This is a genomic window from Aquiluna sp. KACHI24, assembly GCF_025997915.1.
Classification (GTDB): domain Bacteria; phylum Actinomycetota; class Actinomycetes; order Actinomycetales; family Microbacteriaceae; genus Aquiluna.
In genome coordinates this window covers 260,590-286,987 of the sequence record NZ_AP026677.1, presented here as the reverse complement: position 1 = coordinate 286,987, position 26,398 = coordinate 260,590, and the positions used below count along the sequence as shown (strand labels likewise).

At 54.6% G+C, this 26,398-nt stretch carries 25 protein-coding genes; 8 read left to right on the top strand and 17 right to left on the bottom strand.

What is annotated here, in order from left to right; all coding sequences use genetic code 11:
- The first annotated feature begins 3 nt into the window (after nucleotides 1–3).
- Entirely contained in the window at nucleotides 4–393 is a 390-nt protein-coding gene (locus OO713_RS01460; protein WP_264785879.1) for a hypothetical protein, read from the top strand.
- On the opposite strand, the gene OO713_RS01455 is transcribed toward OO713_RS01460, so the two are convergent.
- The 3 genes from OO713_RS01455 to OO713_RS01445 are packed head-to-tail and all read right to left on the bottom strand — an operon-like array spanning nucleotide 390 to nucleotide 4,573.
- Nucleotides 390–1,670 carry a DUF5719 family protein gene (locus OO713_RS01455; RefSeq protein WP_264785878.1) on the bottom strand — a complete coding sequence of 427 codons (1,281 nt, stop codon included), beginning with the start codon at nucleotides 1,668–1,670 and terminating at the stop codon, nucleotides 390–392. The genes OO713_RS01460 and OO713_RS01455 overlap by 4 nt on opposite strands.
- On the bottom strand, nucleotides 1,667–4,261 hold the full coding sequence (locus tag OO713_RS01450; RefSeq protein WP_264785877.1) for a glycosyltransferase family 2 protein: 2,595 nt from the start codon (nucleotides 4,259–4,261) through the stop codon (nucleotides 1,667–1,669). The genes OO713_RS01455 and OO713_RS01450 overlap by 4 nt, the downstream gene beginning before the upstream one ends.
- Before the next feature lie 6 nt (nucleotides 4,262–4,267).
- Nucleotides 4,268–4,573, bottom strand: a complete 306-nt coding sequence (locus tag OO713_RS01445) for a WhiB family transcriptional regulator (RefSeq protein WP_264785876.1) — start codon at nucleotides 4,571–4,573, stop codon at nucleotides 4,268–4,270.
- 125 nt (nucleotides 4,574–4,698) lie between these two features.
- Between OO713_RS01445 and galE the strand changes: the two genes are divergently transcribed.
- Nucleotides 4,699–5,649, top strand: coding sequence for a UDP-glucose 4-epimerase GalE (galE, locus tag OO713_RS01440; RefSeq protein ID WP_264785875.1), 951 nt, complete (start codon nucleotides 4,699–4,701; stop codon nucleotides 5,647–5,649).
- On the opposite strand, the gene OO713_RS01435 is transcribed toward galE, so the two are convergent.
- The 5 genes from OO713_RS01435 to OO713_RS01415 form a co-directional block, all read right to left on the bottom strand.
- A complete protein-coding gene (locus tag OO713_RS01435) occupies nucleotides 5,642–8,494 on the bottom strand; it encodes a LysM peptidoglycan-binding domain-containing protein (protein ID WP_264785874.1) in 2,853 nt (950 codons plus the stop codon). The genes galE and OO713_RS01435 overlap by 8 nt on opposite strands.
- A complete protein-coding gene (locus OO713_RS01430; protein WP_264785873.1) occupies nucleotides 8,494–9,021 on the bottom strand; it encodes a hypothetical protein in 528 nt (175 codons plus the stop codon). The genes OO713_RS01435 and OO713_RS01430 overlap by 1 nt, the downstream gene beginning before the upstream one ends.
- A 73-nt stretch (nucleotides 9,022–9,094) precedes the next feature.
- Nucleotides 9,095–9,586, bottom strand: coding sequence for a 5-(carboxyamino)imidazole ribonucleotide mutase (purE, locus tag OO713_RS01425; protein ID WP_264785872.1), 492 nt, complete (start codon nucleotides 9,584–9,586; stop codon nucleotides 9,095–9,097).
- On the bottom strand, nucleotides 9,587–10,723 hold the full coding sequence (locus tag OO713_RS01420) for a 5-(carboxyamino)imidazole ribonucleotide synthase (RefSeq protein WP_264785871.1): 1,137 nt from the start codon (nucleotides 10,721–10,723) through the stop codon (nucleotides 9,587–9,589).
- Between the two features lie 19 nt (nucleotides 10,724–10,742).
- The gene (locus tag OO713_RS01415; RefSeq protein WP_264785870.1) at nucleotides 10,743–11,480 is read right to left on the bottom strand and encodes a biotin--[acetyl-CoA-carboxylase] ligase; all 738 of its coding nucleotides are present in this window, start codon (nucleotides 11,478–11,480) and stop codon (nucleotides 10,743–10,745) included.
- Between the two features lie 126 nt (nucleotides 11,481–11,606).
- On the opposite strand from OO713_RS01415, the gene OO713_RS01410 reads away from it, so the two are divergent.
- Complete coding sequence (locus tag OO713_RS01410) at nucleotides 11,607–13,196, top strand: acyl-CoA carboxylase subunit beta (protein WP_264785869.1); 1,590 nt, start codon at nucleotides 11,607–11,609, stop codon at nucleotides 13,194–13,196.
- Nucleotides 13,196–13,417 (top strand): hypothetical protein, encoded by a 222-nt coding sequence (locus tag OO713_RS01405; RefSeq protein WP_264785868.1) that lies wholly within the window; start codon nucleotides 13,196–13,198, stop codon nucleotides 13,415–13,417. The genes OO713_RS01410 and OO713_RS01405 overlap by 1 nt, the downstream gene beginning before the upstream one ends.
- Before the next feature lie 176 nt (nucleotides 13,418–13,593).
- On the opposite strand, the gene OO713_RS01400 is transcribed toward OO713_RS01405, so the two are convergent.
- The 4 genes from OO713_RS01400 to OO713_RS01385 are packed head-to-tail and all read right to left on the bottom strand — an operon-like array spanning nucleotide 13,594 to nucleotide 17,547.
- Nucleotides 13,594–14,559 (bottom strand): hypothetical protein, encoded by a 966-nt coding sequence (locus OO713_RS01400; protein ID WP_264785867.1) that lies wholly within the window; start codon nucleotides 14,557–14,559, stop codon nucleotides 13,594–13,596.
- Entirely contained in the window at nucleotides 14,556–15,725 is a 1,170-nt protein-coding gene (locus OO713_RS01395) for an ATP-binding protein (protein ID WP_264785866.1), read from the bottom strand. The genes OO713_RS01400 and OO713_RS01395 overlap by 4 nt, the downstream gene beginning before the upstream one ends.
- The gene (locus OO713_RS01390) at nucleotides 15,725–16,369 is read right to left on the bottom strand and encodes a response regulator transcription factor (RefSeq protein WP_264785865.1); all 645 of its coding nucleotides are present in this window, start codon (nucleotides 16,367–16,369) and stop codon (nucleotides 15,725–15,727) included. Before OO713_RS01390 ends, OO713_RS01395 begins: the two co-directional genes overlap by 1 nt.
- 11 nt (nucleotides 16,370–16,380) lie before the next feature.
- Entirely contained in the window at nucleotides 16,381–17,547 is a 1,167-nt protein-coding gene (locus OO713_RS01385; RefSeq protein WP_264785864.1) for a TRAM domain-containing protein, read from the bottom strand.
- Between the two features lie 32 nt (nucleotides 17,548–17,579).
- Here OO713_RS01385 and OO713_RS01380 point away from each other — a divergent pair, with 32 nt between their 5' ends.
- Both OO713_RS01380 and OO713_RS01375 read left to right on the top strand, forming a co-directional pair.
- Nucleotides 17,580–18,179, top strand: coding sequence for a Maf family protein (locus OO713_RS01380; protein WP_264785863.1), 600 nt, complete (start codon nucleotides 17,580–17,582; stop codon nucleotides 18,177–18,179).
- 74 nt (nucleotides 18,180–18,253) lie between these two features.
- On the top strand, nucleotides 18,254–20,026 hold the full coding sequence (locus OO713_RS01375; RefSeq protein WP_264785862.1) for a biotin carboxylase N-terminal domain-containing protein: 1,773 nt from the start codon (nucleotides 18,254–18,256) through the stop codon (nucleotides 20,024–20,026).
- Here the strand turns inward: OO713_RS01375 and OO713_RS01370 are convergent.
- The gene (locus OO713_RS01370; RefSeq protein WP_264785861.1) at nucleotides 20,023–21,441 is read right to left on the bottom strand and encodes an NAD(P)H-quinone dehydrogenase; all 1,419 of its coding nucleotides are present in this window, start codon (nucleotides 21,439–21,441) and stop codon (nucleotides 20,023–20,025) included. The genes OO713_RS01375 and OO713_RS01370 overlap by 4 nt on opposite strands.
- 53 nt (nucleotides 21,442–21,494) lie before the next feature.
- Between OO713_RS01370 and OO713_RS01365 the strand changes: the two genes are divergently transcribed.
- Together OO713_RS01365 and OO713_RS01360 are read left to right on the top strand one after the other, a co-directional pair.
- The gene (locus tag OO713_RS01365; protein ID WP_264785860.1) at nucleotides 21,495–22,316 is read left to right on the top strand and encodes a purine-nucleoside phosphorylase; all 822 of its coding nucleotides are present in this window, start codon (nucleotides 21,495–21,497) and stop codon (nucleotides 22,314–22,316) included.
- Nucleotides 22,316–23,941 (top strand): phospho-sugar mutase, encoded by a 1,626-nt coding sequence (locus OO713_RS01360; RefSeq protein WP_264785859.1) that lies wholly within the window; start codon nucleotides 22,316–22,318, stop codon nucleotides 23,939–23,941. The genes OO713_RS01365 and OO713_RS01360 overlap by 1 nt, the downstream gene beginning before the upstream one ends.
- Here the strand turns inward: OO713_RS01360 and OO713_RS01355 are convergent.
- The 4 genes from OO713_RS01355 to OO713_RS01340 are packed head-to-tail and all read right to left on the bottom strand — an operon-like array spanning nucleotide 23,901 to nucleotide 26,391.
- Nucleotides 23,901–24,578 (bottom strand): pyridoxamine 5'-phosphate oxidase family protein, encoded by a 678-nt coding sequence (locus OO713_RS01355; protein ID WP_264785858.1) that lies wholly within the window; start codon nucleotides 24,576–24,578, stop codon nucleotides 23,901–23,903. The genes OO713_RS01360 and OO713_RS01355 overlap by 41 nt on opposite strands.
- Before the next feature lie 10 nt (nucleotides 24,579–24,588).
- Nucleotides 24,589–24,861: a PTS sugar transporter subunit IIB gene (locus OO713_RS01350; protein WP_264785857.1), complete on the bottom strand. Its 273-nt coding sequence runs from the start codon at nucleotides 24,859–24,861 to the stop codon at nucleotides 24,589–24,591.
- Between the two features lie 23 nt (nucleotides 24,862–24,884).
- Nucleotides 24,885–25,319 (bottom strand): PTS sugar transporter subunit IIA, encoded by a 435-nt coding sequence (locus OO713_RS01345; RefSeq protein WP_264785856.1) that lies wholly within the window; start codon nucleotides 25,317–25,319, stop codon nucleotides 24,885–24,887.
- Entirely contained in the window at nucleotides 25,306–26,391 is a 1,086-nt protein-coding gene (locus tag OO713_RS01340) for an adenosine deaminase (RefSeq protein ID WP_264785855.1), read from the bottom strand. Before OO713_RS01340 ends, OO713_RS01345 begins: the two co-directional genes overlap by 14 nt.
- Nucleotides 26,392–26,398: the final 7 nt, after the last annotated feature.

Below are 26,398 nucleotides of genomic sequence, written 5' to 3'. Positions count from 1 at the left end.
GGCATGGACCAAGGCCCGATTAGCCGCGACCGCCACGGTCGTGGGATGCGCCGTCCACTACCGTCCAAGCTCTTTCACCACGGCATCGCCCGCAAGCACTTCTTCGAGGACGTGGTGACTGAGACATGCGAGTATTTGAAGGAAACCTTCCCTGAGAAACTCTCAAAACTCAGCTGGGAAATCGAAGATGTGCCTCAGGTCAGCGAACAGGAACCAATCCGTCGCTTCATGGCCAATAAAGAAAAGATGCAAATCACGCTCTATCGAATTCCGATTCAACGAATCGGAAAGATGAGAATTAGCGACCCAAGATTGCAAATTGAGCAGGCAGTTATCTCTGCGGCTGCAGCACTAATCGACGCCGACCCTTGGGATTTGATTCACCCGAATTAGCGAACGAATACCTGGATGCTCTCGCCGATGTTTCGCATCTCGGTCGGCTGTATAACGGCATAGCCCGCGTTCGACAGAACGTTCAAGCTCGCCATGAAGCCAAATCCGGCAATCTTCAGTGGACCCCGCTCAATTGGGACGAGAAGGCTCGAGCGACCGGCAACGCTGACCTCCTGGCTTGTCGAGCTTTCGATTATCAAATTGATGGGCTTCAGTCCAGGGTTTGAAATCACTAACTCGGTGCTACCTGGAGCCTGAAGGTAGAGATCTCGCTCGAAGACCGATGTTGGCAGTAGCCATTCAAAATCCACCTTCGGAGAGATCACGTCGTTTCGAACCGACAGCACCAGTTCTGAGGCAGCTTCGAAACTGATCAGACTTACCCCAGCGGGCAGGTTGAGTGTTTCCTCCAACAAAACACCAGCCGGGACCCGAATTTGAATCAGCTCAAAGTCATCGGAGTTGATGGCCTGCAGGTTTAGCTCAACATCTTCAAGGCCTGGGTTGAAGACCCTAAGGGTCGGAGATTTGATTGCATTTTCTCCAACCACCAGACCGGCAATTGCGCCTTGACTTATTGGTTGGGTAGGCGGAACCAGGGCCACTCCGGTGGCACTCAGGCCACTGACCTCACGAAGTTGCATGAAGGCGGCAACTGGTAAACCTGAGGTTTGGTAGCGAAGCACAAAACTTGACTCCGCTGAGCTCAACGCAACCAACGAGACCAGCTTGTGTTCTCCGGCGGCGAGTGAGATTCGATCGGTCGCGACCTCAGACTCGAGCACCAACTCAAGATCAACCATTAGGTCGACATCATTTGGATTTGCAAGGTGTAGGACACTCTCGCTGCCAGGGCCAGAATCCCCAACAACGAAGTATCCGGAAACCTGGGGCATCGGGCAGTAGCTGGCTGCAAGGCCACTAAGTCTTTCCCTCGAGATAGCCTGCGTTTGATTGGCTGAAAGCAACTTCGTGGACTGTTCCTTGCCCTCAACGCTTACTAGCAGACCGCCGTTTTCTTGAGCCTGAGCATCAGCCCCCCAAAGATTGAATGTGGCTTTGCCAACTCTTTCGATAGCGCCAAGGTCAGTTCCCTGCTCGCCACCCACCTCAGCTAATGGCCCTGGACAGTAAGCATTTAGGGGCATTGGGTCAACACTGGCGGTGGCTTCAACTGCCCCCCGCTGCTCAGGCACCAAAGGCTTAGGGAGCTGAATTAGTGCAAAACCCAATCCCACCAAAGTGAGGTAACCGATGATTCTCAGAGCTAACTTCATCGCTCACTCCTTCTCGAGCGGCGATAGCCCCGCACCACGGCCGGAGTCGGCAGTGCTAACAACCCGGCAACCGCAAGGCTCCAGATCAACTCTTGCCTGAGAGGCTGTGGAGTCGAGTTCGGTGCTACTGCAGACACGACCTCGGTTCTCCAGAGTGCTCCAAATTCAGATCGACCAGCAGGTTGCAAAAACTCCATGGAGCCGATTGCCACCTCGGTCTGAGCCTGTGTCTGTGGGTCGGTGGAATTGAGCAAAATGAAACTGATGCCCAGCTCCTGAATCAGGGCTTGAATGCCATCTGAATTACCCGCAATCAAACCAGCACTAAGTTGCGCAATTTGCTGGGCTGGAAGTTCTGGTTCCAAATACTTGCTCGCGACAGCCCGCTGTTCAAGTTGTAGGCCATCGCCCCAGACCAATTCAGCTTCAAGGTTGTCGCCTTGGCTAAGTTTCAGAGTCAAGACGTCCCCTTGGTTGGCTTTGGATTGCGCAACGACAAGGGCAGGCATCAATCTCGACTCTCGAGCATCCAAGCGCTCAGTCGAAACGCTCTGCCAGCCTGCAAACCCAACGAAGAGTGCAAAAACCAATCCAGTGGCGACAGCAACTGGTTTGTTGATCTGAGAGATGCCAGAGACTGCCAGGACCAGCGCAATCAAAGTTGCCACACCGAGCTGAGCCAGCTGTGAGCTGACCTCAAAGTAGCTAACTGCCAAGAGGCCAAGAATTAGAGCCAATCCTGCGAGCCAGCGTCCCGTTTTTGCTGCCGCCAAACCAATTAGCAGGAGGAAAGAAGACCCGAGAAAGTAGACCGACCAGTTAGCAAGCTCTATCGAGAGTGCAGGCAGTGCTGACCAAGCCGGAATCAAGGCCAGCTGCATCGAGCCCTTCTCAAACCAGAACTGCACCCAGGGGTAAAGCACCAAGACGCTTGGTACAAGCGCCAGCAGTTGAAGGTGAAGGCGCCTTGGGTTCACTAGTCCCAAAACAACAAAGTAGAGACTTGCGACCATGGCGAGGCTTGGGCTGGAAACGGATAGTCCAAAGAGGCTAATAGCGCTCAAGCCCGACCAGCGAAGCGCCCTGGCATTGGTATGGCTCTGCATTGACCGGAGTGCAAATAGCAAAGCCAACGGGGCAAATAAGGCCGCAGTCAGGGAGACCAAGTTTGCGCCCAGCGCTGCCCCCAGAACGAATGGTGAGAGCGAGAAACCAAGGCCGACAAGGGTTCTAAGCCAAGGCTTTTGAACAAAGGCCGCGGCAAACTGCCAAGCGACGAAGTAGCCGAGGGTTGGTCCCAGAAATAGCCAAAGTGAAACTGCCCAATCCGAGCCAAGCGGGGAAATGGCTGCGAGAGCCAGTAGCACCCAGTTGAAAGGATCGGTTGGAGCGGCCAAGCCACTTCCAGATTGCAGTCCACTTGCACCGGTTTGGGCAAAGATTTCACCTAGGTCGGCACTAAGCGGCAATAACCAAGACGTGATTATTGGACCCTGTGGCCAGATGGGGAAACTTGCAAGTAACGGGATCAGCGCAAACCAAGCCTGGTTACTCGCAAAAATGCCGTTTGGCGGTTTGGGTTCATCGGGCAGCTCAATGAGCGCGTCAAGCTTGCGCTGCCTGATTTGCTTCGTCGTTGCAAGCAGGTTGGCTACCGGCGCCAAAGACCCCAAGCCTCGAGTGATGGATCTCGCCTGCAGTCTCTGGGAAAGTGTTCCCCAGGCCCAGAGCCAGCCGCGCAGCTGGCCCAGAATTCTTCCTGGGCGCTTGGTCCAAAGGTGAAACGGGATGCTCACCAGCGCAATCAGGGGCATGAAAAAGTACAGCGATAGAACAAATGGCAGTGGCCAAAGCGTGGTGGCAGTGTGGATGTGAGCTTTAGCACGCGCCACATATCTGGATCCACCAAGCCAGCTCTTTTCTCGCATGCCAGCTAAGGAGAGCCCGGCGTGCAGCACCCTGGCACTTGGTTCCACCATTACTCGGTATCCCGCCGCTCTGGCTCTAATACCCAATTCCAAATCGGAGGCAAACAACGGAGTCGAGTCCTGCACTCCACCAAGACGATGCCAGGCCTCGAGTGCAATCAGCATGCCAGCGGTTGAAGTGGCCAACACATCAGCCAGCGCGTCATGCTGACCCTGGTCGTACTCATCTGCGACCAACAAGAACGGCTTTCCAGTTCGAGTGGCGGTTAGCCCGAGCTGTTGGATTCGACCCGGGTCATCAAAGTGCAGAAGCTTTGGCCCGATGATCGCAACCGAAGGTGAAATCTCGGCCGCTTTACCCAACTGTTCGAGGGCTGAAATCTCGGCCACGGCATCCTCATGCAAAAGCCAAAGCCAGCCAAAGTCTTTAGGGAGGGCATCAATCGCCGCATTCACGGCGGCTCCAAACTGTATGTTGCCCGGGGTGATTAGCTGGAAGCCTGCGGCCCTCACCAGCTCCATGGATTCAAGATCAGCCGCGGTTTCAACAACTATGACGTGTTTGGGTCGCAGTGACTGAGCAGAAAGTGCTGATAGAGATGCCTTTAGGTAATCAGGTCTGCCGTGAGAAACAACAACAGCCGCTACCGAAAGTGCGGACATAACGAACTAGGCGCGCTTGCGAAGGCGACGACGCTCACGCTCAGAAAGACCACCCCAGATTCCAAAGCGCTCATCGTTCTTCAACGCATACTCCAGGCACTCTGACTTCACGGTGCACTGAGCGCAGATGCGCTTTGCGTCGCGAGTTGAGCCGCCCTTTTCTGGGAAGAATGCTTCGGGATCGGTCTGGGAGCAAAGAGCATCTGCTTGCCAGGCTAGGGGATCGGTCTCGCCATCACCGTATGCCCCAGAAACCCCCAGCTTTAGGACATCGATAAACCAGTTTGCAGGCACCTGACCGCGTTGTTCCATGCCTTTTCCCTGCCTTCTTGTGAATCTTGTTTGTGTAATTACAACGGTGTAAGTATGCCCGTGTCAAGTCCAATATTTTGCGCCAGTGAACAATTGTTACCAAAGCCTCAAGGTAGCCTTTAGACATGAAACTCTTGGTCACTGGCGGTGCTGGCTACATTGGCTCTCATGTTGTTCGGTCAGCCGAACAAAATGGTCACGAATGCGTCGTAATCGACAATCTCTCGACCGGAGTAAGCTCAAGAATTAGCTGCCCTCTGGTGCAATTAGATCTCGCTGCACCAACCGCGGTGGCAGACCTAAATGCCCTAATGAAAGAGCACCGCTTCGATGCGGTGATTCACCTCGCCGCTAGAAAGCAGGTTGGTGAGTCGGTTCAGATTCCTGAGACCTACTACCTCGACAACCTAGGTGGCCTGGCGAATCTGCTGCTCGCCATGAAAGCCAACGACGTCAAGAAGCTGGTCTTCTCATCCTCTGCCGCAACCTATGGAATGCCAGATGTGGACAAGGTCGATGAGGACTACCCGGGAAGACCAATCAACCCATATGGCGAGACCAAGCTCATCGGCGAGTGGATGGTCAAAAACGCCAAGGTGTGGGGCCTGCGCGGAGTGAACCTTCGATACTTCAACGTGGCGGGCTGTGGGCCAAAGGAGTTGGCTGATACCGCCGCACTAAACCTGATTCCCATCGCAATCAACGCACTCAAGGCTGGCAAAGCGCCCATTGTTTTTGGAACCGACTACCCGACCCCAGATGGAAGCTGCATCCGTGACTACGTGCATGTGCAGGACCTTGCCGAGGCTCACGTTGCAGCCGTCGATTACCTGGAGCGCGATGACCGCCCATTTGACACTTTCAATGTTGGAACCGGTGAGGGGGCCTCAGTGATCCAGGTTCTGGATCAACTGAAGATCTCGTCGGGCATCAACTTTGAGTACCAAATCTCAGATCGTCGCGCCGGTGACCCGCCACGACTAGTAGCCAAAGTGGAGCGAATTCAAGAAGTGCTTGGCTTCAAAGCCAAGCACGGCCTTGAAGAAATTGTTTCCTCGGCTTGGGCTGCTAGCTAGGAACCTTCAAAACCTGACCAACCCTGATCAAATTCGGGTTGGTGATTCCGTTGAGTGTGGCCAGTTCAGTTGCGCTCACCCCAAGTGATCTTGCGATGCTGGTAAGGGTGTCCCCCGACCTAACCGTGTAGGTCTTGGGCTTAGTAGTCCCAGACGACGTGCTCGGCGATGTGGTCGAGGTTGCGGTCGAGGCCACTGGTGGGATCTTCAAGATCTGACCAACCCTGATTGTGAATGGTGAGACCAGGGCATTGGCCACGGCTATAGAGGTGGTGCTGACCGAGAACTTGCGAGCAATTGAAGTCAGGGTGTCACCCGAGACGACCGTGTAGGACACCGTTGCGGATCTGGTCGGAGTTGGCGTTGGTTTAGGTGTCGCTGATGTGGTTGGGGAGACAGTTGGCTTGGGGGTTGGCGTTACCGTTGGTTTAGGAGTTGGGGTAGGGGTCGGAATCACTCCCCCAAACTGGAAGCCTTCAAACTCTGCGCTTGGAATGTCGGAGTTTGAGGCCAGGACTGCGGTCGCACCAGCCTTGGCACCATCTGGAATCATTCCGGCAAAGAAGTCGCTGGCTTGAACCAAACCGGGAGCGTCGCCTCTGAGTGCGGCAAACTGTGTCCAGTTTGCAATTCTGCGCTTTTTGCCATCCTCGATCAGGAACAACTTGCCGGATGCATCACGCATGAATTGCCCCACTGGCTTGCCAATCTTGAACGAGGCGCAGGTCGATACAGCTAGTGGGTATGCCTTGCCCGGGAACTCGTCAAGGGCTGCAGCAGAGATTGGGTAAAGCGTTCCGTTATCCAGAAGGTACCCAGCGCCGGAACAACTGACCTTTATGGTGTTGAAACCAGTGCGAGTTGTGAGTCGATCGAGGTCGGACTTTTCAATCACAAAGGTCGGAGCCTTGATTTGAGCGCTGGCTTGGGCTGGTGAAATCATGCGCACCTTGCGGCCTAGATCATCAACCAAGAACAACTGAGATGAGCTATTCGATCGGACCAACACACCTGGGGCAAACGCATTGCCCGAATTAGTGATGGAGTTGATGGCAGCCATAGGTAGTTCAATCGGTTTGGCCTGACCCAGTAGCTCCAAGAACTCGGTTCGCATCGCGGTCGTTTGAATAGTGCTGCGACCTGCCGCATTTACAAAGTAGCTGAGCTTGTTTCCCTTGGAAGTCACAACGGCGGGAGCGGCAAGGACTCCGGAGGCATCGGGGATTTTTCTCAACGCATCATCTGGCAATTGCAACACCGCGCTGGTCCAGTTTGAAGCGTCGGCGACCAGCAACTTGCCCATGGATGTGAGTACGAAGGTGGACCCCGCGCTGTCAGATACAAAGCCGCGCACCAGCTTTGTCTCACTCGAAGCTCCTAGTGCAGAAATCTCAAGGGAGACACTGGTTGATTCAAACCAAGTCTTGAGCGGCAGGGTGGAAACCAGGTTGGAGCCAAATCGGTATGCGGTGCCCTGGTAAACCATGGCTAGATCAGAGCTAGATGCAACTCCGAAGAGCACAAGGTCTGAGGCAAGCGGAGCACCCGAGCTTAGGCCGATGATCTTTCGAACGTCGAGTTTTGTAACTGGAATCGCCTCGCCACCAACTGCGCGGAGTGCGAGATCTCCGACCACTGCACGATAGCTACCACCCTCAATCCAATACCGGACCGAGTCGGTCTGAATCACACGAGTGAGGTTGCCGCCACTTATGAAGACATTTATTTGCGCTGAGGTGAGTGGGATAGCGCTGTCGCAGTTCAAACCAAACTGGGTGGCGATGTTGCAATCGACCGAGTAACGCAAGCCATCAACCAGCAGGTAAATCTCTTGGGTCTCACGGTTTTTGACCAGCTGGCGCATTTCCCCGGCGGTGGTGAAGCTATCTAGGTATGCCTGGGAGATAGTGCCCAGCGGCCCAAGCGGAGCCAGGTTTTCTAAAAGCCGGGGGTCGGTAACCAAATACTTCTGGTTGTCAACGATCAAGAAGGTTTCGCTACCCTCGGCCTTCAGAAGATAGCCACCGCCGATGGGTGATCCAAACCAGTCGTGGTAAAAGCGCCAGAAGTTGCGGTTTCCATAAGCGCTGCAGCTGTCTCCCGTGCCATAGAGATTTGCAAGTGCCGCTTTATTCGGGGTGTATGGCGTGTAGTAGTAGAGATTGGCTGTTGCCTGAGATTTCAGAGGGAAAGTGGTTGACCCACACGAAGCCTTTGGGTTGTAGCGCATCGAAATGGTGCGACCGGGCTTCCAATAGGTGAATGAGCCATCTGGATTTCCATACCAGCGGAACTGCTTGGCTGCTCGATAAAGCTGGTTGAAAAGACCGACATAGACCTTTCCACAGATACCTGGATCGGAATCAGGGCAGCCAAACCCCATAGCCGCGCGATACATGTATTCAGTTGGCTTGGTCGAGGTGACAAGACCCTGCTCTTTTTGCAAAGTGACGATCAAAACCTTGGGGCTAATGCCGCATGCTTGAGAGATCGCATAGATGACCTCAGCGGCGGAGGCGTTGGCCTTGGCCGGTATGGCTTTGCATGGACCGACTTCCTTGGGTGCAGTCGCAGGGGTCTCGGGAATGCTGGTCTTGTAGTTCTTTAGACAATCAATTGCCGGATCGGTGGCACGACAGCTACTGACCCGAGAATCAAGAAAGCTTTCGACCTGCTTGAGGGTCATCGAACCAAAGTCGTAAAACACGCTGTCGGAGATGATTAGGCCCGGATCAAAAGCGCTCCCCGGGGGTGCTGCCTGGGCTGGCGCAGTGGCCACCGGCATGGCAATAAAGCCAACAGCAACGAGCGTTGCTGAGGCGATAAGTCCGAGGAACTTACGCACTAAGGGATCACCACCGAGCTAGCTGCCGAAGTGCCGACATAGTTATCCGAGGAGTAGCTGACGGTGACAATCCCCTCCCCCGCTACTAGGTCTTTTAGGGGGATTTCAATGGGGTGACACTGGGTGTAGTCAGCGGATGGCTCCGCCTTCACGTTGAACTTCTTGTCGAAGTTTCCAGACTGGTAGCGAACCGTGCAGGTGCCACCTGTGTCGATAACCGATGGCATGCGCGCCACCACGGTCAAGACACCAAAATCAGGTTCCGCGACCGCCATGATGATTTCTACGTCAGTCTTCTTGGGCTCTGGTTTCTGAGTTTCAGTCTCGGTTGGTTCAGGTTCTGCGGTCTGAGTTTCAGCAGGGTCTTCAGTCTCAGAGGGGGTCTCGGTGGCGGTCTCAGATGAAGTGGGTTCGCCAGAAGGTTCCTCAGGCAGTGAGGTAGCGCCCCAGTTGGGATAGAACAAAGAACAACCGGTGAGCAACACAGCACTGGCTGAAAGAGTTAGAAACGCAAAAAACTTAGTCAAAGCTCACCTCCGGCCAGCTTCAACCCTAGGTTGAGAAGCTTGGAATTGGCTCCAAAAACCCAGCGGTTCGCGATTATTGCAGGCGAGATCGAAGATCTGAGTTCTTCTGAGCCACGATTTCCTTGAGCGATTCACGATACTCATCAAGCTTCTCGCGAAGGGCTGCATCGCTCGCACCGAGGATTCTCAAAGCCAACAGCGCAGCGTTCTTTGCTCCATCAATTGAAACGGTCGCAACTGGCACCCCTGCTGGCATTTGAACAATCGACAGCAGGGAGTCCATTCCATCTAGCTTTCCCAGTGACACCGGGACCCCTATGACCGGGAGTGAGGTAACCGAGGCAATCATGCCCGGTAGGTGTGCCGCTCCACCTGCACCGGCGATGATCACACTAAAGCCCTGCGCTGCTGCCCCGGATCCCCAACTGAGCATCTGCTCGGGAGTGCGGTGGGCGCTTAGTACCTGCACCTCGGCCGAAATGCCAAACTCTGCCAACTGAGTGTGGGCTGCCTCCATGACTCTCCAGTCGGAGTCAGAACCCATAACGATTGCGACTTTTGTCACTTAGACCTCCTGGCCTCTGTTGTAAATCAAATCCCTTGCATTACGAGCCTGAGTCAAAAGCTCCGCTGCATCTGACCCCACCAAGTTCAGGTGACCCATCTTGCGACCTGATCTTGGTTCCTTTTGATAGCTGTGGAGCTTGATCTTGGGAAACCTTTGCATGGCGGCTGGGAAGTAGTCGACCAGATTATTTTCCTGATCAACGCCCAGTAGATTCACCATCACTGCAACTTCAGCACTCATTGAGGGGTCTCCGAGGGGCCAACCTAAAACTGCCCGCAGATGCTGTTCAAACTGCGATGTAACGCAACCGTCCTGCGTGAAGTGGCCTGAGTTGTGCGGGCGCATTGCCAGCTCGTTGATTACCAAGTCACCCATGGATGTGATGAACATTTCAACTGCCAGAACACCAACCACCCCCAAGCCCTCGCTGATTCGCTCTGCGATTTCAGCCGCGCTGGCTTGGAGAGCGGCGGAGCCAAATGGTGCGACGACCTCAGAGCAAACGCCATCTTTTTGATAGGTGCTGGCAAGTGGCCAAAGCTTGAATTCACCGGTTGCTGAGCGTGCCGAGAGCTGTGCGCACTCTGATACAAAGTCGACCTTTTGCTCAAGCAGCAGTGCGCCTCCGTAGCGGTCCAGATCAGCCAACCAATCCTCGATTTCACCGACTGCCGAGATCACTCGAACACCCTTGCCGTCATAACCACCAATTGGCGTCTTGACCACGATCTTTGGGCCGTGTTCGACAAGAAACTGGTTGACCTCTTCCGGGCTTGAAGCTCTCCTCCATGCGGGCATCGGTAACCCAAGCTGAGCTAATTTTTCGCGCATTACCAGCTTGTTTTGAGCGTGAATCAGGGCCGCAGCTGAAGGCCGGACTGCAACTCCAAGGTCTTCAAGCTTGCGAAGCAACTCTGTTGGCACATGCTCGTGATCAAAGGTGAGAGCATCTAAACCTTGAGAAAACTCTTCAAGATTTTTGTAGTTCAAATAGTCGCCAACTCGATACGCGGCTTGGTGTGCACTGGAGTCCTCAGACTCAGTGAAGACTCGCAGCTCAATGCCGAGGTTGATGGCAGCAGGGTGCATCATGCGGGCAAGCTGTCCGCCACCAATCACGCCAACTACCGGCACATAACCTCCTTGGGAACCCCTAGTTTCTCAGATGAATGATGTCGGCGGCCGAAATTACGTGTTTTGCATCAGCCTGAATAATCAGATTTCCCGAGGCGTCGATATCTATCGCTGTTCCCCGAATCTGCTCACCCGATGGAAGCAACGCCATCACCTCGGTGCCAAGGGTGCTGGAGTGCTGACGAAATTCTTCAGCCGTGTTAGCTACGGCCCAGGTTGCATCGGATTGAAACTTTGCGTAGCGGGCGCGGAACTGCGTCAGTAGCTCAGAGAGCACATCGTCAAAACTCGCGACCGAACCAGCTTCCTCGAGGGCGGTTGCATTCTCTGGTGCTTCGGCTTGCTTCTTTAGATTCAGACCAACACCCAAAATCACATCGCCCCCCACCGCCTTGGCCAGGATGCCGGAAATCTTCTTCTCACCAACCAAAACATCATTCGGCCACTTGATTTTGGGGTTGGAGTCAGCTGCGAATAGGGCGATGGTTGCTCGAACGGCAGTCGCCATCATCAAAGTCAGCCAACCCTTTTGCTCCTGGGTCTTGGGTCTAAGCAATAGCGAGAGCGAGATTGAGCTGCCAGGCTCAGAAACCCAGGTTCTTCCGAGCCGACCCTGGCCGGCAGTTTGGCTGGCCGCAACGAAGGCGGAGAAGTCATCCAACACCGACCTGTCGGCGCGCTCGAGAGCGAGATTGGTCGAGTCGATAGATTCAAAAAAATCGAGCCTAGGTACCGCCAGTTGGGATTTTGTGAGCACACCAAAACGCTAGCGGAATTCAGAGTGTTGTAGGGATTCACAACGAATCTGAGATTTACTTGTAGCTAGTGCTAAAAAGCGGTGCGCTCTCGCCCCGATAAAGTAGGCGAGCAACGAGGAGCAGACGTGTCACAGAGCCCAGATCTTTCAACCACCTCAGGGAAGCTTGAGGATTACCGCGCCCGCTACAACGAAGCGGTTACCGCGGCTGGTTTGGCTGCCATCGAAAAGCAGCACGCTAAGGGCAAGCTCACTGCTCGCGAGCGAATTGCAATGCTCTTAGATGAAGGCTCCTTTGTTGAGTTCGATGAGTTTGTTCGTCACCGCTCCACGGCATTTGGCATGGATGCCAAGCGCCCCTACGGCGACTCCGTCATTACCGGAGTGGGAACCATTCACGGTCGCCAGGTTGCAGTCTTCTCCCAAGACTTCACCATCTTTGGTGGCTCACTTGGTGAGGCCGCTGGAAACAAGATCATCAAGGTCATGCAGCACGCCATCAAGACCGGCGTCCCGCTGATTGGAATCTTGGATTCGGGTGGCGCTCGAATTCAGGAGGGTGTCATCGCCCTGGGTAAATACGGTGAGATTTTCAAGCTCAACACCATGGCATCGGGTGTTATCCCGCAGATTTCAATCATCATGGGCCCAGCAGCAGGTGGCGCGGTCTACTCCCCTGCTCTGACCGACTTCGTGATCATGGTTGATAAGACCTCAAACATGTTCGTCACTGGCCCGGATGTCATCAAGACTGTCACCGGCGAAGACGTTGGCATGGAGGAGCTTGGTGGAGCAAGAGCCCACAATGAGACCTCAGGTGTTGCCCACTACCTAGCTGATGATGAAGCCGACGCAATCGACTACGTGAAATCACTCGTGGGTTATCTCCCAGAGAACAACCTCAGCGAGAGCGTGGTTTATCAATCTGAGTCTGAGCTTGAGATCACCGAGGCTGACAAGAAGCTTGACAGCATCATTCCGGACTCTCCGAACCAGCCCTACGACATGAAGACGATCATCGAGGCCCTGGTTGATGAGGGTGAGTTCTTAGAGGTGCAGCCGCTCTTCGCACCAAACATTCTGATTGGTTTTGCTCGAGTTGATGGTGCAAGCGTGGGCATCGTGGCGAACCAGCCGCAGCAGATGGCTGGAACCCTCAACATCGATGCCGGCGAAAAGGCCGCCAGATTCGTTCGCTTCTGCGACGCCTTCTCGATCCCGATTTTGACCCTGGTGGATGTCCCGGGTTACCTCCCAGGCACCGACCAGGAGTGGGCCGGAGTAATTCGTAGAGGAGCCAAACTGCTCTATGCATATGCCGAAGCCACCGTGCCTTTAGTCACAGTCATCACCCGCAAGGCATACGGCGGTGCCTACATCGTTATGGGTTCAAAGCAGCTGGGCGCGGACATCAACCTGGCCTGGCCAACTGCCGAGATTGCGGTCATGGGTGGCCAGGGGGCAGTAAACATTTTGTTCCGCGACAAAATCAAGGAAGCCCAGGAGCAGGGTCTCGACATTGCCAAGGTGAGGGACCAGCTGGCCAAGGAATACACCTACAACGTGGCAAGCCCGTTCTTAGCGGCCGAGCGCGGCGAGCTCGATGGCATCATCGAGCCCTCCCAAACCAGGACCGCGATCATTCGCTCACTGCGTGCACTCAAGACCAAGCGCGCCAGCCTTCCTCCTAAAAAGCACGGAAACATTCCGCTCTAATGAAGCAGTACACCCCGGAAGAGATCCAGGCCCTCATCCACGTCAAAGGCGGGGATGCCGAGGAGCAAGCAGCTGCCCTTGCGGTGGTTGAGGCAGCCATCTTGGAGTCAAGGCGTTTGGGAAGAATCGCGCTTCGTCCCCCAAAAACCTCGTGGCACCGTTCGCAAGAGCAGCTTCGTGGTCAGCTTTCCGGCGGCTGGGGCAGCTGGCTCGGTAAATAACTGTCCCCCAAAGAAGGGGATAAAAATGTCCGTTTTTGGCTCGCAGCCCAATGGCAATTTCAATAGCTTTTTCTAAGGACCGCGAAGGTAGTAAGGGTGCCTGGTCCTCGATCCAATTGGATCGCTGGGGTGTGGGGCGGAGAAATCCGCCCCTTACACCTTTAAGCCCTCAAGAATTAGAGCCTCAAAAATAAATCAGGCCGATCCGCATCCTTGCGAAGTGCAGCCATCGTTAGGCGCCAACTCTCACCGGCTGAAGCCCTAATCACAACTTTGCCCGTAGTCACCCTGTTGAGCTCTCGCGCCACTCGTTTCAAAATCTTGTCAATCTCAGGTTGCGCCAACTCATCAAAACCGCCGTCATCTAAAAGCTGCACTTCAACACCTCGAGACCTGGCAGCCCGAGCTGCCCGAATCAAGTCAGAATGCATAAGTGCTCGACCTCGGATTTGATCCCGAAGTTCATGTTCTTTCAAAACCGCTTCCATGCGGTCTTTGACTGAGAGCTTGCCGCGTCGCTTGGCAATTAATTCAAGAAGCGGCAGGGATTCGGCGAGTGTCTCTTGAATTCGAGCTTGGCGTTCTTGTCGAGCAGCTGACGTTGCAGCGGTGGCGGCCTCAGTTGCTACCGCCTGCTCCAAAAACTCTTGTGCCGCGTCAGCGGAGCGAGCCAAAAGCGTTGCGGTTGCTTGGGCAGCTAGAACGAGCAAAAATGCGCCAACCACTCCCGAGCTGAAGGCAACGTCAAGACCACCCCAGATGAGCGTCTGCACGATCAAGAACAGCGTTCCACTCCAGGCGATGAATGGATGCTGTCGCACCGCAACAATTGCCATAATCGTGGCGACTCCGGAGACGTGCCAGGTGGTGTAGCCATAGGTGGCATTCGGGTAAATCGCAGCCGACATGAAAAGTGGCACAAACAAACACGCAATCAAAACCCACCACGCCACCGCGTTCTTGAGGCGAAGTCCGGGCATTGATGCCACCGCCGCGACGAGGGCAGCCAGGTAGATAGCAATTGCGATCAGGGCATAGCCGGCATCACTGTATGCGCCTATGTTGGTCAGACCCAAGATGGCGTGGTAAAAACCAAAGGCTAGGGTGAAAAGGCTGAGCGCAAGACGAGGAATCTGAATCATGCGGTCCACTCCAATGAAACCGTGGTTCCCTCACCCGGGGCTGACTTCACGCTAGCTCTACCGCGGACCGCCTCTAGCCTCGCGAAGATGCTTGTTTTTACGCCGATTCGATCTCTGGGAATGCGATCAAGTCGGAAGCCGACTCCGTTGTCTGACAGTTCAATTCGAACACCATTTCGTTCAAGAGATCGCAGGCTCAATCGAATTGAATCTGCCTTGGAGTGTCGGCCTGCATTATCAATGGCCTGGATGGTTGCCTCGGTGAGCGCTTGAGCAACCTGTTGCGGGATTGGTTCGGTGCCACCAGAGAGAGTGTCGACCTCAATCTTTGGGTTCATCTGCTCAGCTACGCGCTTGAGTGCTCGGAACAAACCAAGCTGAGTCACGGTGGCAGAGACATCGGGATCTTTTTGGGCCTGCCGCAGCGAAGCGATTGCTTCTCGGGCCAGCTTCGCGGCTGACTGCTCGTCTTCTTTGGATTTTGCCTTAGCTGCCAATAGGAGAGTGTTCAACACTCGGTCGTGAACCAGTGCATCGATGCGCTGACGCTCACGCTCTGTTGCATCCGTCGATGCTTGAGACACCGCAGCCTGAATCACGGCCGAGTTGGCGAGGTCCACCTTCTTGACCGAGTCACGAACCAAGATGAACAGACCCAGAATCGTGCCACCAAACAAGAAGATGTAGGTCGAATCTTGCAAGGTCACAATCGGATCGGCACCACCGCCGTAATAAGAGGTGTTGAGGAAGAACCAGATCAAGGTTGTCAAAAACAAATACAGCAGCGAGATCCATGGTCTGGCGACAACTCCCATCGCGACCACGCCCATGCCGATTACCCACCAGATCCAAGGTTGGAACTCAGATGGGAGCAGGGCAGGATCCATAATCGCCAGCGGCCAGCTCACCATGTAGAGAAAAGAGAGTGCGCCGTAGGCGTACAGAAATCGATCCGAACCAATTCGGGACCAGGTGCTGGCGATGATCACCATCACTGTCACAAGTAGCACCCAGACCGTGGCCTGACCGTAGAGAGTCAGAAGCTCAAACTGACCAAAAGCGTTGGCAAAGGTTTCGACACTTGCCAAGGTGATGGTGAGTGCGAACAGTCTCCTGATCAGCTGCTCAAGTTTGGAACTGGCAGCAGAGGAGAGCTGGGTGTTCACTAGAGCATTTCTCCAGAGAGAATCCCATCCTCAACAGCACGCTTGAAAAGATCAACCTTGGTCGCAGCCTCACGACCTAACCTTGCATACTTCACGCGAACTCGATCGATGTGCTCTTTGGCACTGGACTGCTTGATTTGAAGCTCGTAGGCAACCTGCTTCAAGCTCATGCCGGAGGCGTATAGCGATAGCACCTCACGCTCCCGAATTGAAAGCTTGGCCTCTTTGAAGAGTAGATCGGCGTCGATCATGGCCGAGGTCTCCGGGTTGTTGATGATTACACCCTTGGCTGCTAGGCGAATAGCCTCGGCAAGCTCTGCCATGGGCTGAGACTTTGGCACGATCGCGGTCGCGCCTGCCCTGAGTGCGGCGCGCATGAGAGATGGCTTGTCTGCGATTGAAAAAATCAAGACTGCCGGACCGGCCTCAACTAACTGCTCTACGTTTTCTGAGACCAAAGACCCGTCAGCCAGTGAGAGGTCGGTAACCACAACCTCGACATCCTTGCCCTCAATTTGTGTCAACAGTTCGGGCACGGTGGGAGCAGAGCCCATCAGTTCAAAATTGAATTCTTGGCACACTCCGGCAAATCCAAGGCGCACCGCTTCATGGTCATCGACTATTGCTACTCGTACTGGGTCCATGAGAAATAAGGCTACTCCCGACTAAGAGTTGCAACGCACTCAAAGTGGTGCGTGTGGGGGAAGATGTCGAAGCTTTCCAGTCCCCTTAGTTGGTAACCTGCGGCAAATAGTTGCTTGAGATCGCGAGCGAGAGCCACCGGGTCACAGGCAACATAGACGATGTTGCGAGGCTCGAGTTTGGTGAGCGCAGAAATCACCTTGCCGGCTGCTCCAGATCGAGGTGGATCCATGATCACGGTGTCGTAACCGGGCTTGGTCCGCTTTAGAAATTCCAACACATCGAACTTCTCGAATTTCAAGTCATTCAAATCACGCGCACTCTTCTCGCCATCTGAGACAGCCTGCTTGTTGTTTTCAACAGCCAAGAAGCGAGCGCCGCCAAATGCTTGGGCAATTGTTGCGCTGAACAATCCCGCACCGGCATAAAGGTCAAGGTTTTGCTTTTCCGGGTTGAATCCAACCGACCGCACCGCTTTGATAACCGCTGCGGTCAAGGCAGCTGGAGCATCGGTGTGGACCTGCCAAAATGCTCCAGTGCTGAGGCGGAAAGTGCGATCTGCCACGCGCTCAACCAGTCGCTCAGAACCATTGACCTTTTTATCAACCAGCCACTGCAAATCCCCAGTGGAGCTAGCGGCGATGGAAATCTTCTCAACTCCAGACCAGTTTTTGAGCTGCAGTCCCAGCTCTTCGATCTCCTGAACCGCAAGGGGGAGATCCTTGGTGAAGACGATTTCGTTGCTTCGGATACGACTTGGTCCCGCTGTGCCCCCTGCGTCAACATTGAGTTGAACCCTGGTTCGATAGTGCAGTCCACCCCGATCGGCATCCGATGGCATAGCTTGCACTTCAACCGATTTCTCAATCCCGGCCATGCGCTCAAGCGCCTCGGTTAGCACCTGAGACTTCAAAGTGCGCTGATGCTCGAGTGCGATGTGCCCAAACTCAGCACCGCCAGCCCCTTGGGAGGCAGCCTTCCAGAAGTGCTTGACGCGGTGCTTGCTGGGTTCTAAGACCTCTATGGTCTTTGCCCTCAAAAAACTCCCCTGATCCTGATAGACCTGAGCCTTGACTCGCTCACCATCGATGGCATCGTCGACGAAGACAACCTTGCCCTCGTGTCTCGCTACGAAAATACCGCCGTGCGCCACGCGCTCAATTTCTAATTCCAGAATCACCTGCCAAGTGTTCCACAGCTAACCTTGGGAATGTGCAAAAACTAGTGCTTGCCTCAACATCGCCCGCTCGCAGAAAGCTGCTGAGCGATGCAGGTATCAACTTTGAGACGATTGCCCCCGGAGTCGATGAAGACGCCATGGTGGAGCTACTCAAGCCCCAGAGCGCCGGGGAACTAACCGGCATGCTCGCCAAAGCCAAGGCTGAAGCCGTTAGCTCGCAGTTTGAGAACTCGCTTGTATTGGGCTGCGACAGCGCGCTCGAATTTGAAGGTGAGATTTTAGGAAAACCGCTGGTGAAAGATGTCGCCATCTCTCGCTGGATCAAGATGCGCGGAAAGTCCGGGGTATTGCACTCCGGTCACCACCTGATCGACACCTCGAGCTCGAAGGGTACGACCCTGATTACCCAAACCAAGGTTCACTTTGCAAATCTCAGCGACTCCCAGATCGAGAAGTACGTGCTAACCGGGGAGCCACTGAACGTGGCTGGAGCCTTCACCATCGATGGACTTGGCGGGGCTTTTGTTGAGCGGATTGAGGGCGACTACCACACAGTGGTGGGATTATCGCTGGTCGGGCTTCGCCAAATGGTCACAGAACTAGGACACGAGTATTTGGACCTTTGGAGCTAATCCAAACAAAACGCCAGTTTTTTTGTGGCTAGCCGCCAAAATAACCCGAGAAATCGCCAATAAGCTATCGGATTATGAGCTTTCGCCGCATTGAGAAACTACTGATCGCCAACCGCGGCGAAATCGCAATTCGCATTATTCGCGCCGCCAAGGACTCAGGAATCCTGACTGTTGCTGTCTATGCCGACGGTGATCGCGACGCTCAACACGTCAAGCTCGCCGACGAGGCATACGCACTATCTGGTGTCACCGCAGCGGAGACCTACCTCGTAATCGAAAAACTCATCAAGGTTGCAAAGCGCAGCGGAGCGAATGCGGTTCACCCCGGTTATGGATTCCTCTCTGAGAACGCAGACTTTGCTAGGGCAGTGATCGACGCAGGTTTGATTTGGGTTGGACCACCACCGGCCGCTATCGAGCAGCTTGGAGACAAGGTTTCCGCTCGCAAGGTTGCTGAAAAGGTTGGTGCTCCACTTGCCCCCGGAACCATCAACCCGGTTGAGAGTGTTGCAGAGGTCGAGGAGTTCGTTGAGAAGTATGGACTACCTGTGGCCATCAAGGCCGCCTATGGCGGTGGTGGTCGCGGCATCAAAATCGTGCGCGAGGGCTCCGAAATCAAAGAGCTATTTGAATCCGCTACCCGCGAAGCGATTGCCGCCTTTGGTCGCGGTGAGTGCTTTATCGAAAAGTACCTAGACAAGCCAAGACACGTTGAGACCCAGTGTTTGGCAGACGCCTACGGCAATGTCGTAGTGGTCTCGACAAGAGACTGCTCGCTGCAGCGCAGACACCAGAAGCTAGTCGAGGAAGCTCCTGCTCCATTCCTGAATGCGGATCAAAACCAACGTCTCTATGAATCCTCAAAGGCCATCCTCAAGGAAGTTGGCTACCAGGGTGCTGGAACCTGTGAGTTCCTAGTTGCTCAGGACGGCACCATCTCCTTCTTAGAGGTGAACACTCGCCTACAGGTGGAGCACCCGGTTTCTGAAGAGGTGACTGGTCTTGACCTAGTCCGTGAGCAGTTCAGAATTGCTCAGGGCGAGAAGATCGAGTACTCAGACCCAGAGGTTCGTGGCCACAGTTTTGAATTCCGAATCAATGGAGAGGATCCTGGACGCAACTTCCTGCCAGCTCCTGGACCGGTTCACCTATTTCAGGCACCCAGTGGTCCGGGTGTTCGAGTTGACTCCGGGGTAGTTTCAGGCGATGTCATCAGCGGCAACTTTGACTCGATGATGGCCAAGCTAATCGTGACCGGTGACACCAGAGAGCAGGCTCTCGAGCGCTCTAGACGAGCGCTTGCTGAGATGCAGGTTCTAGGTCTACCGACCGTGCTGCCGTTTCACCGCGAGATTGTCTCCCACCCTGCATTCACGGCACCCACCGGAGATTTCAAGGTCTTTACCCGCTGGATTGAAACCGAGTGGGATAACCAGATCCCAGCCTGGAGCGGTCAGGCCGAGGATCTGCCTGAGACCGAGCCAAGACACGAAATCGTGGTTGAGGTTGCAGGAAAGCGACTAGAGGTATCGGTTCCAAAACGCCTGTTGGTGGGTGAAATCGGATCAGCCGCAGGTCACGCACCAAAGCGTGCCAAGAGCGCATCTGCCTCCACCCACACCGGAGCCAAGGGCAACAGCCTCACCGCTCCGATGCAGTCAACAGTCGTGAAAATCGCGGTGACCGAAGGTCAAGAGGTTGCAGAAGGTGACCTAGTGGTGGTTCTGGAGGCCATGAAGATGGAACAGCCGCTAACCGCTCACCGCGCCGGCAAGGTCAGTTCAATAAATGTTGAGGCTGGCACAACCATTTCGGCTGGCACCAGAATCTTAGATATCGTCGACTAGTCGATTGGTTGGTGCAGGGCTGATGCAGCTTCTGCGATCGAACCAGATAGCGATGGGTAGACGGTGTAGGTTCTAGCCAACTGGTCGACCGTGAGTCTGTTCTCAACCGCCATTGCAATCGGATAAATCAAATCGGATGCTCGCGGTGCAACCACGACACCTCCGATTACGGTTCCCGAGCCAACTGAGGCGTAGAGCTTGATGAATCCCTCGCGAATACCTTGCATCTTTGCCCTTGGGTTCACCTCGAGCATGACCTTTTCGATTTCGCCACGTACCAAGCCCTGCTCAATTTCAGCCTGTGACCAGCCAACCGAAGCAATCTCGGGAGAGGTGAAGACGTTGGAGGCAACGTTGCGCAATCTGGTCGGAGCAGCAACATCACCCATCGTGTGGTAGACGGCAGTGCGACCCTGCATCGCGCTCACGGATGCCAGGGGTAGCGCAGTAGAGCAATCTCCGACCGCGTAGACGTTGGCTCTGGAGGTTCGAGCGACCTTATTCACAATTATGTGACCGGACTCGGTCAAGCGAATTCCAGCCTCCTCTAGCCCCAGGCCTGCGGTGTTTGGAATCGCACCAACCGCCATGAGGCAGTGCGAACCCTCGACAACTTCACCGGTTGCAAGAGTCACCCTCACACCAGTTTTGGTGCGCTCGACTTTCTCGGCACGGGATTGGTTCAAAATCTGCATACCTCGGCGTCGGAAAACACTCTCGATCAATTCGGCAGCATCGGCATCGTTTCCAGGGAGAACTTTGTCGCGCGAGGAAATTAGTGTGACCTTGCTGCCAAGGTCGAGGTATGCAGAGGCAAACTCGGCTCCGGTAACGCCGGATCCGACAACGATCATGTGCTCGGGAAGCTCATCCATCTCATAGAGCTGCTTCCAGGTGAGAATTCGCTCACCATCTGGCTGGGCATTTGGAAGCTCTCTAGGGTGAGCACCGGTTGCAACGATGATGGTCTTAGCCTCAATCCGCTCTGCTTCACCACCCAGAGTTGGCTCAACAATGACGTGGTGATTGCCATCTAGCCGTCCGCGACCAGAGATGATTCGAACACCCTCCTCTTTCAAGGTGGTGAGCATGTCCTCAGACTGACTCTTAGCCAAGGCCAGCAGGCGCTTGTTCACGGCCGCCATGTCCACCTCAACCTTGGGGTGGACTTCCTTGCCCTCAAGCGAGAAGTTCACACCGAGAGTCTGAGCAAGCGCAACGCGCTGTGCTGCTTCGGCTGTTGCAATCAGGGTCTTTGAAGGGACCACATCGGTTAGCACTGCGTTGCCCCCGATGCCGGACTCCTCGACAAGAACCACTTCGGCACCGAGTTGCCGAGCAGCTCTAGCCGCTTCGTAGCCACCTGGGCCGCCGCCGATAATGACAATTCTGTGTTGTATTGAGTTTGAGCTCACCCTGACATTCTGGCGTAGTTGTGGCACCGCTTGGGTTAGCTAGACTGATTTTCATGGTAAATCCGCTCAATGACGCGCAAGCTAATCCCTTTGAAATCGCCAAGCAGGCAGCCCAGCAAATCGCTGAAATCTCAGGCATCGAAAAACACGACATTGCTCTGACCCTAGGTTCTGGTTGGGCAAAAGCTGCCGACCTAATTGGTGAAACAGTCAGCGTCATTCCTGCCACTGAGATCATTGGATTTTCAAAACCAGCGGTTCACGGCCACGTTGGAACGCTGCGCTCGGTGAAGCTCCCCAGCGGCAAGATGGCCCTGGTCATCGGAGCTCGAACCCACTACTACGAAAACCACGGCGTGCGTGCAGTGGTTCACTCTGTCCGCACCGCGGCGGCAACCGGTGCAAAGGTCATGATCTTGACCAACGGTGCGGGGGGCATAAAGCCAGAGTGGGCAGGTGGAGCAGCCGTTCTAATCTCTGACCACATCAACCTCACCGCCAACTCACCGCTTGAGGGCGCAACGTTCATCGACCTGACAGATCTCTACTCCAAGCGACTTCGCGCGCTGGCTCGCGAAGTCGATCCAAAGTTGGATGAGGGTGTTTATGTCCAATTCCGCGGACCTCATTATGAGACGCCTGCCGAGGTGCAGATGGCCAAGATAATGGGTGGCCACATCGTTGGCATGTCGACAGCACTAGAAGCAATTGCCGCTCGTGAAGCTGGCATGGAGATTCTTGGTATGTCGCTGATAACCAATTTGGCAGCTGGAATCCAGACCACCCCACTGTCACACGAAGAGGTGATCCAAGCCGGCAAAGATGCCGAAGGTCGAATCTCAGAGCTGCTTTCGAAGATCGTCGCAAAACTCTAATGAACTATCTAGAGGCTGCTAAAGCCTGGCTTAGCCAGGACCCAGATCCACAAACCAGAGCTGAACTCAAGGCACTAATTGAGGGCAATGATGCTTCTGCCCTCGAGTCAAGATTTGCAACGCGCTTGGAGTTTGGAACTGCGGGACTTCGCGGTGAGCTTGGCGCTGGTCCCAACCGTATGAATCGGGTGGTGGTCGCTCAAGCTGCGCTTGCGATAGCCAGGTTCCTTTTGGCCAATAAGTCGCAGTTCCAAGACCCGCACGGTGAGCTGAGCGTTGTAATCGGATACGACGGCCGAATCAACTCAGATGTCTTTGCCAAAGACTCGGCTCGGATCTTCGCCGCTCAGGGCATTAGGGCCAGGCTGTTTGACTCGAAGGTCCCCACGCCGGTTGCCTGTTTCACGGGAGCCAAACTGGGTGCCAGTGCCACGATTGTTGTGACTGCAAGCCACAACCCCCCTAGGGATAACGGTTACAAGGTTTACCTGGGTGGCCCGCTATTTGGATCCCAGTTAGTGCCGCCTCAGGATGCTGAAATCGCAGCACACATCACCGAGATTGCTGACACACTTCGGTTCGAGGAAATCCCGATGTCTGAAGACGTAGGGCTATTGGGTCAGGCGGAAATCGATGAGTACATCGCACGTGCCAAGCAGCTCTCGCTTCACGCGGCAGCTGCAGAGCTGACCCTCACCTATACAGCCATGCACGGTGTTGGCTACCGAGTCATCAAACCCATCTTTGATGAGATGGGGCTGAACTGGGTTTCTGTGGCTGAGCAGCAAGAACCAGATGGCACTTTCCCAACAGTTAGCTTCCCAAACCCAGAAGAACCAGGGGCTATGGATCTGGCTCTTGAGACGGCCAAGCAACATGGCTCGGACTTGATTATTGCCAATGACCCAGATGCCGATCGTTTAGCGGTAGGAGTCAAATCTGGCGATGGATATCGCATGCTTACCGGTGATGAAGTTGGGCTCATCCTGGCCGAGGAGCTTGTTCAGTCAGGTCGAGCAAATGTAATTGCAAACTCGATCGTTTCCGCAAGCCTCGCTGGCCTTGCCAGCCACTACGGGGTTAGATACGAACAAACCCTGACTGGCTTCAAGTGGATTTCAAAGGTGCCAAACCTGGGTTATGGCTACGAAGAAGCTCTGGGCTACTGCGTTGACCCATCCCATACTCCGGATAAAGACGGAATCACCGCCGCGGTGGTGATGGTTGATGTCGCAAGACGATTGAAAGACCAAGGGTTGTCATTACTGGACCACCTTGCAAAGCTCTATGAACGCTATGGCTACCTCAAAACCGGTCAGATATCAATTCGTGTTACTGATCTCAGTGTTATCTCCAAGATCATGCGTGGGGTCAGAGAAAACCCGTTGACTGAGGTCTTAGGAAGCTCGGTCGAGTTTGAAGATCTAGCGCTAGGGCTAAAGCTTCAAAAGACCGACGGTGTGATCATTTCAAATCAGAAGCTGAGGATGATCATCAGACCAAGTGGCACCGAGCCTAAGCTCAAGTGCTACCTGCAGCACCTGGGAGATTCCGATCAGAGCGCAGCCGCCGGACTGGCCAGTCTTAGGGCTTTCGCAAGCGATTATCTGGATAGTCTGAAATAAAGCGCTTCACGCTCTGAGGCACCTCAAGGGCCGCAGTTTCTTCATCCGCCGGGGTTGGCTCTCCAACCACAGTCCTCAATGGAACTAAACCGGCCCAGACTCCGGTGCCCAAATCCTCCGGCTCGTCTTCAACAACTCCGTTAGAGATCTTCACCGAGGTCTCATCTAGTTCAACCTCGATGATCAAAGTCGCTGCAGCTTCCTTTTTCGTGCTCGGCCGAACCTCTTCCATGCGGCCTGGCAAAATGGCATCACTGATGGCATCTAGTGCCCAGGCCTTCTTGTCATCCTCGACCAGTTTCGCCTCACCGAAAATCACGGCGGCGTCGTAGTTCATTCCCGAGTTGAAGGTGCTGCGGGCGACCTTCAAGGCGTTGAGCTTGGTGATTGAAATACACACTTTGGGGTTTTGCGCCAGGGCACGCATCAACCGTGACCCCGAAGAACCATGCAGAAACAGCGTGTTTCCAACCCGACCATAGGTCATTGGAATCACGAGTGGGGCATCGTCAAAGATGATGCCGACATGGGCAACCAGATTTGAATCCAGGATGCGATATAGATCCTGCTGAGAAAAAGATGCTTTGTGAGCGATGCGCTTTAGGGTCGTCCGCTCAGTGCTTCCAGGTGTGGCCATAGCCCACAGATTACCCGAGCGAGAGCTCCAACTTGCTTGTGAGCTCTGCCAAATCAAAGATGTTTTTCACCGGTATTACCTCAGAGCGGATGCCCTTCAGTTTGGAAACTAACTCCTCGGTGGCCAAGACGATTTGGGCTGGAGATTCCGCCTCCAACGCCTGCTCGATGGACACCGCCTGAACCTCAGCTTCAATTCCGAGCTCTAGCAGCACTCGATCGGCATTTGACTTGAGCAAGACACTAGTTCCGATGCCCGCGCCGCAGACTGCATAAATCTTCATGAAACGAATGTAACCTGCGGTCCTTAGAGAAGTCTCCGAATAACGCTCTCAGCGGAAGCATTTTGCAACGAATTCACAATTCCAGGAGTAGAAATCCAGGCTGCAAATTCAGACAGTAGTTCTAGGTGAGAATTTGCGTCCGCGGCAGCAAGGGCAAACAGAAGCGTTACCGGGTCATTGGTCGAGCCAGATTGCACGCCTTGGGAAAAAACTGCCAGCGCCAGGCCGGTCTCAATCACCGAAGCCGATGGCTTGGCATGAGCGATTGCAATACCGGGAGCGACCACAAAGTAGGGGCCGAGCTGATTCAGATTCTCTAGGACCTCGAAGGTATAACCAGGCAGCGCTTTTCCATCCTGAACCAAAAGCTCCACGGCCAGCGAAACCGCTGCCTCAAAGCTCTCGGCCGAATAATTGATTGAGATTGAATTGGGTCCAAATGCGCTAGCTAGCGGCACTGGCAAAACCAATCTCAATCATGTCCATCAACTCTTCACGCTCGGGAAGGCCCTGGAAGGCTGCAGCGGCGGCGTTGAGCTGGAACTGCTCCAGATCAGCCAGGCTGTAGCCGAAGGTGTCGACCAAAATCTCTAGCTCCTTGGTGAGGTTAGTGCCACTCATCAAACGGTTGTCGGTGTTCACCGTGACCCTGAAGCCAAGCTCATACAAAATGTCGAATGGGTGATCGGCCATTGTGTCACCCAACATCTCAAAGGCACCGGTCTGCAGGTTTGAAGATGGTGAAGTCTCGAGAGCAATCTCACGATCGTGAACCCACTGAGCTACTGGACCTAGAACTACCAAATCGGTGTCACCCTCAGTTCTTGAAAACATGATGTCTTCGACAAGGCGAACACCGTGACCGAGACGAAGTGCTCGACCGGAGATGATGGCGTCTTTGATTGACTCAACACCGTCTGCCTCACCGGCGTGAACGGTGACTGGGAAAAGCTCACTTGCGAGGTAGTCGAATGCAATCTTGTGGCGAGCCGGCATAAAGCCCTTCTCGGCACCTGCGATGTCAAACCCGACCACACCATTGTTGCGGTGACGAACCGCTAGCTCAGCGATTTCTAGACCACGGTCAGCGTGACGCATAGCGGTGACGAGCTGCCCGGTGCGAATGAATCCCCCTCTGGCCTCTACCTCTTCCATGCCACGCTCAAGACCATCTTGAACAGCCTCAACGGTCTCATCGAGTGACAAACCCTTTGCTAGGTGCTGCTCTGGAGCCCAGCGCAGCTCACCGTAAATTACGTTGTGCTCAGCTAGGTCGAGAACGGCCTCGTAAGCGACTCGCTCTAGCCCCTCGCGGGTCTGCATTACCGCAACGGTGTGATCAAAGGTCTCCAGGTAACGAACCAGCGAACCGGAGTTAGCGCTCTCGGAAAACCAGTTGCCGAGCTCGACCGGGTCAGTAGTCGGCAGCTGGTGCCCAACCTCTGCAGCAAGCTCAACGATTGTGCTTGGACGCAAGCCACCGTCTAGGTGGTCATGCAGCGAGATCTTTGGAAGTGACTTGATGTCCAATGCTTGT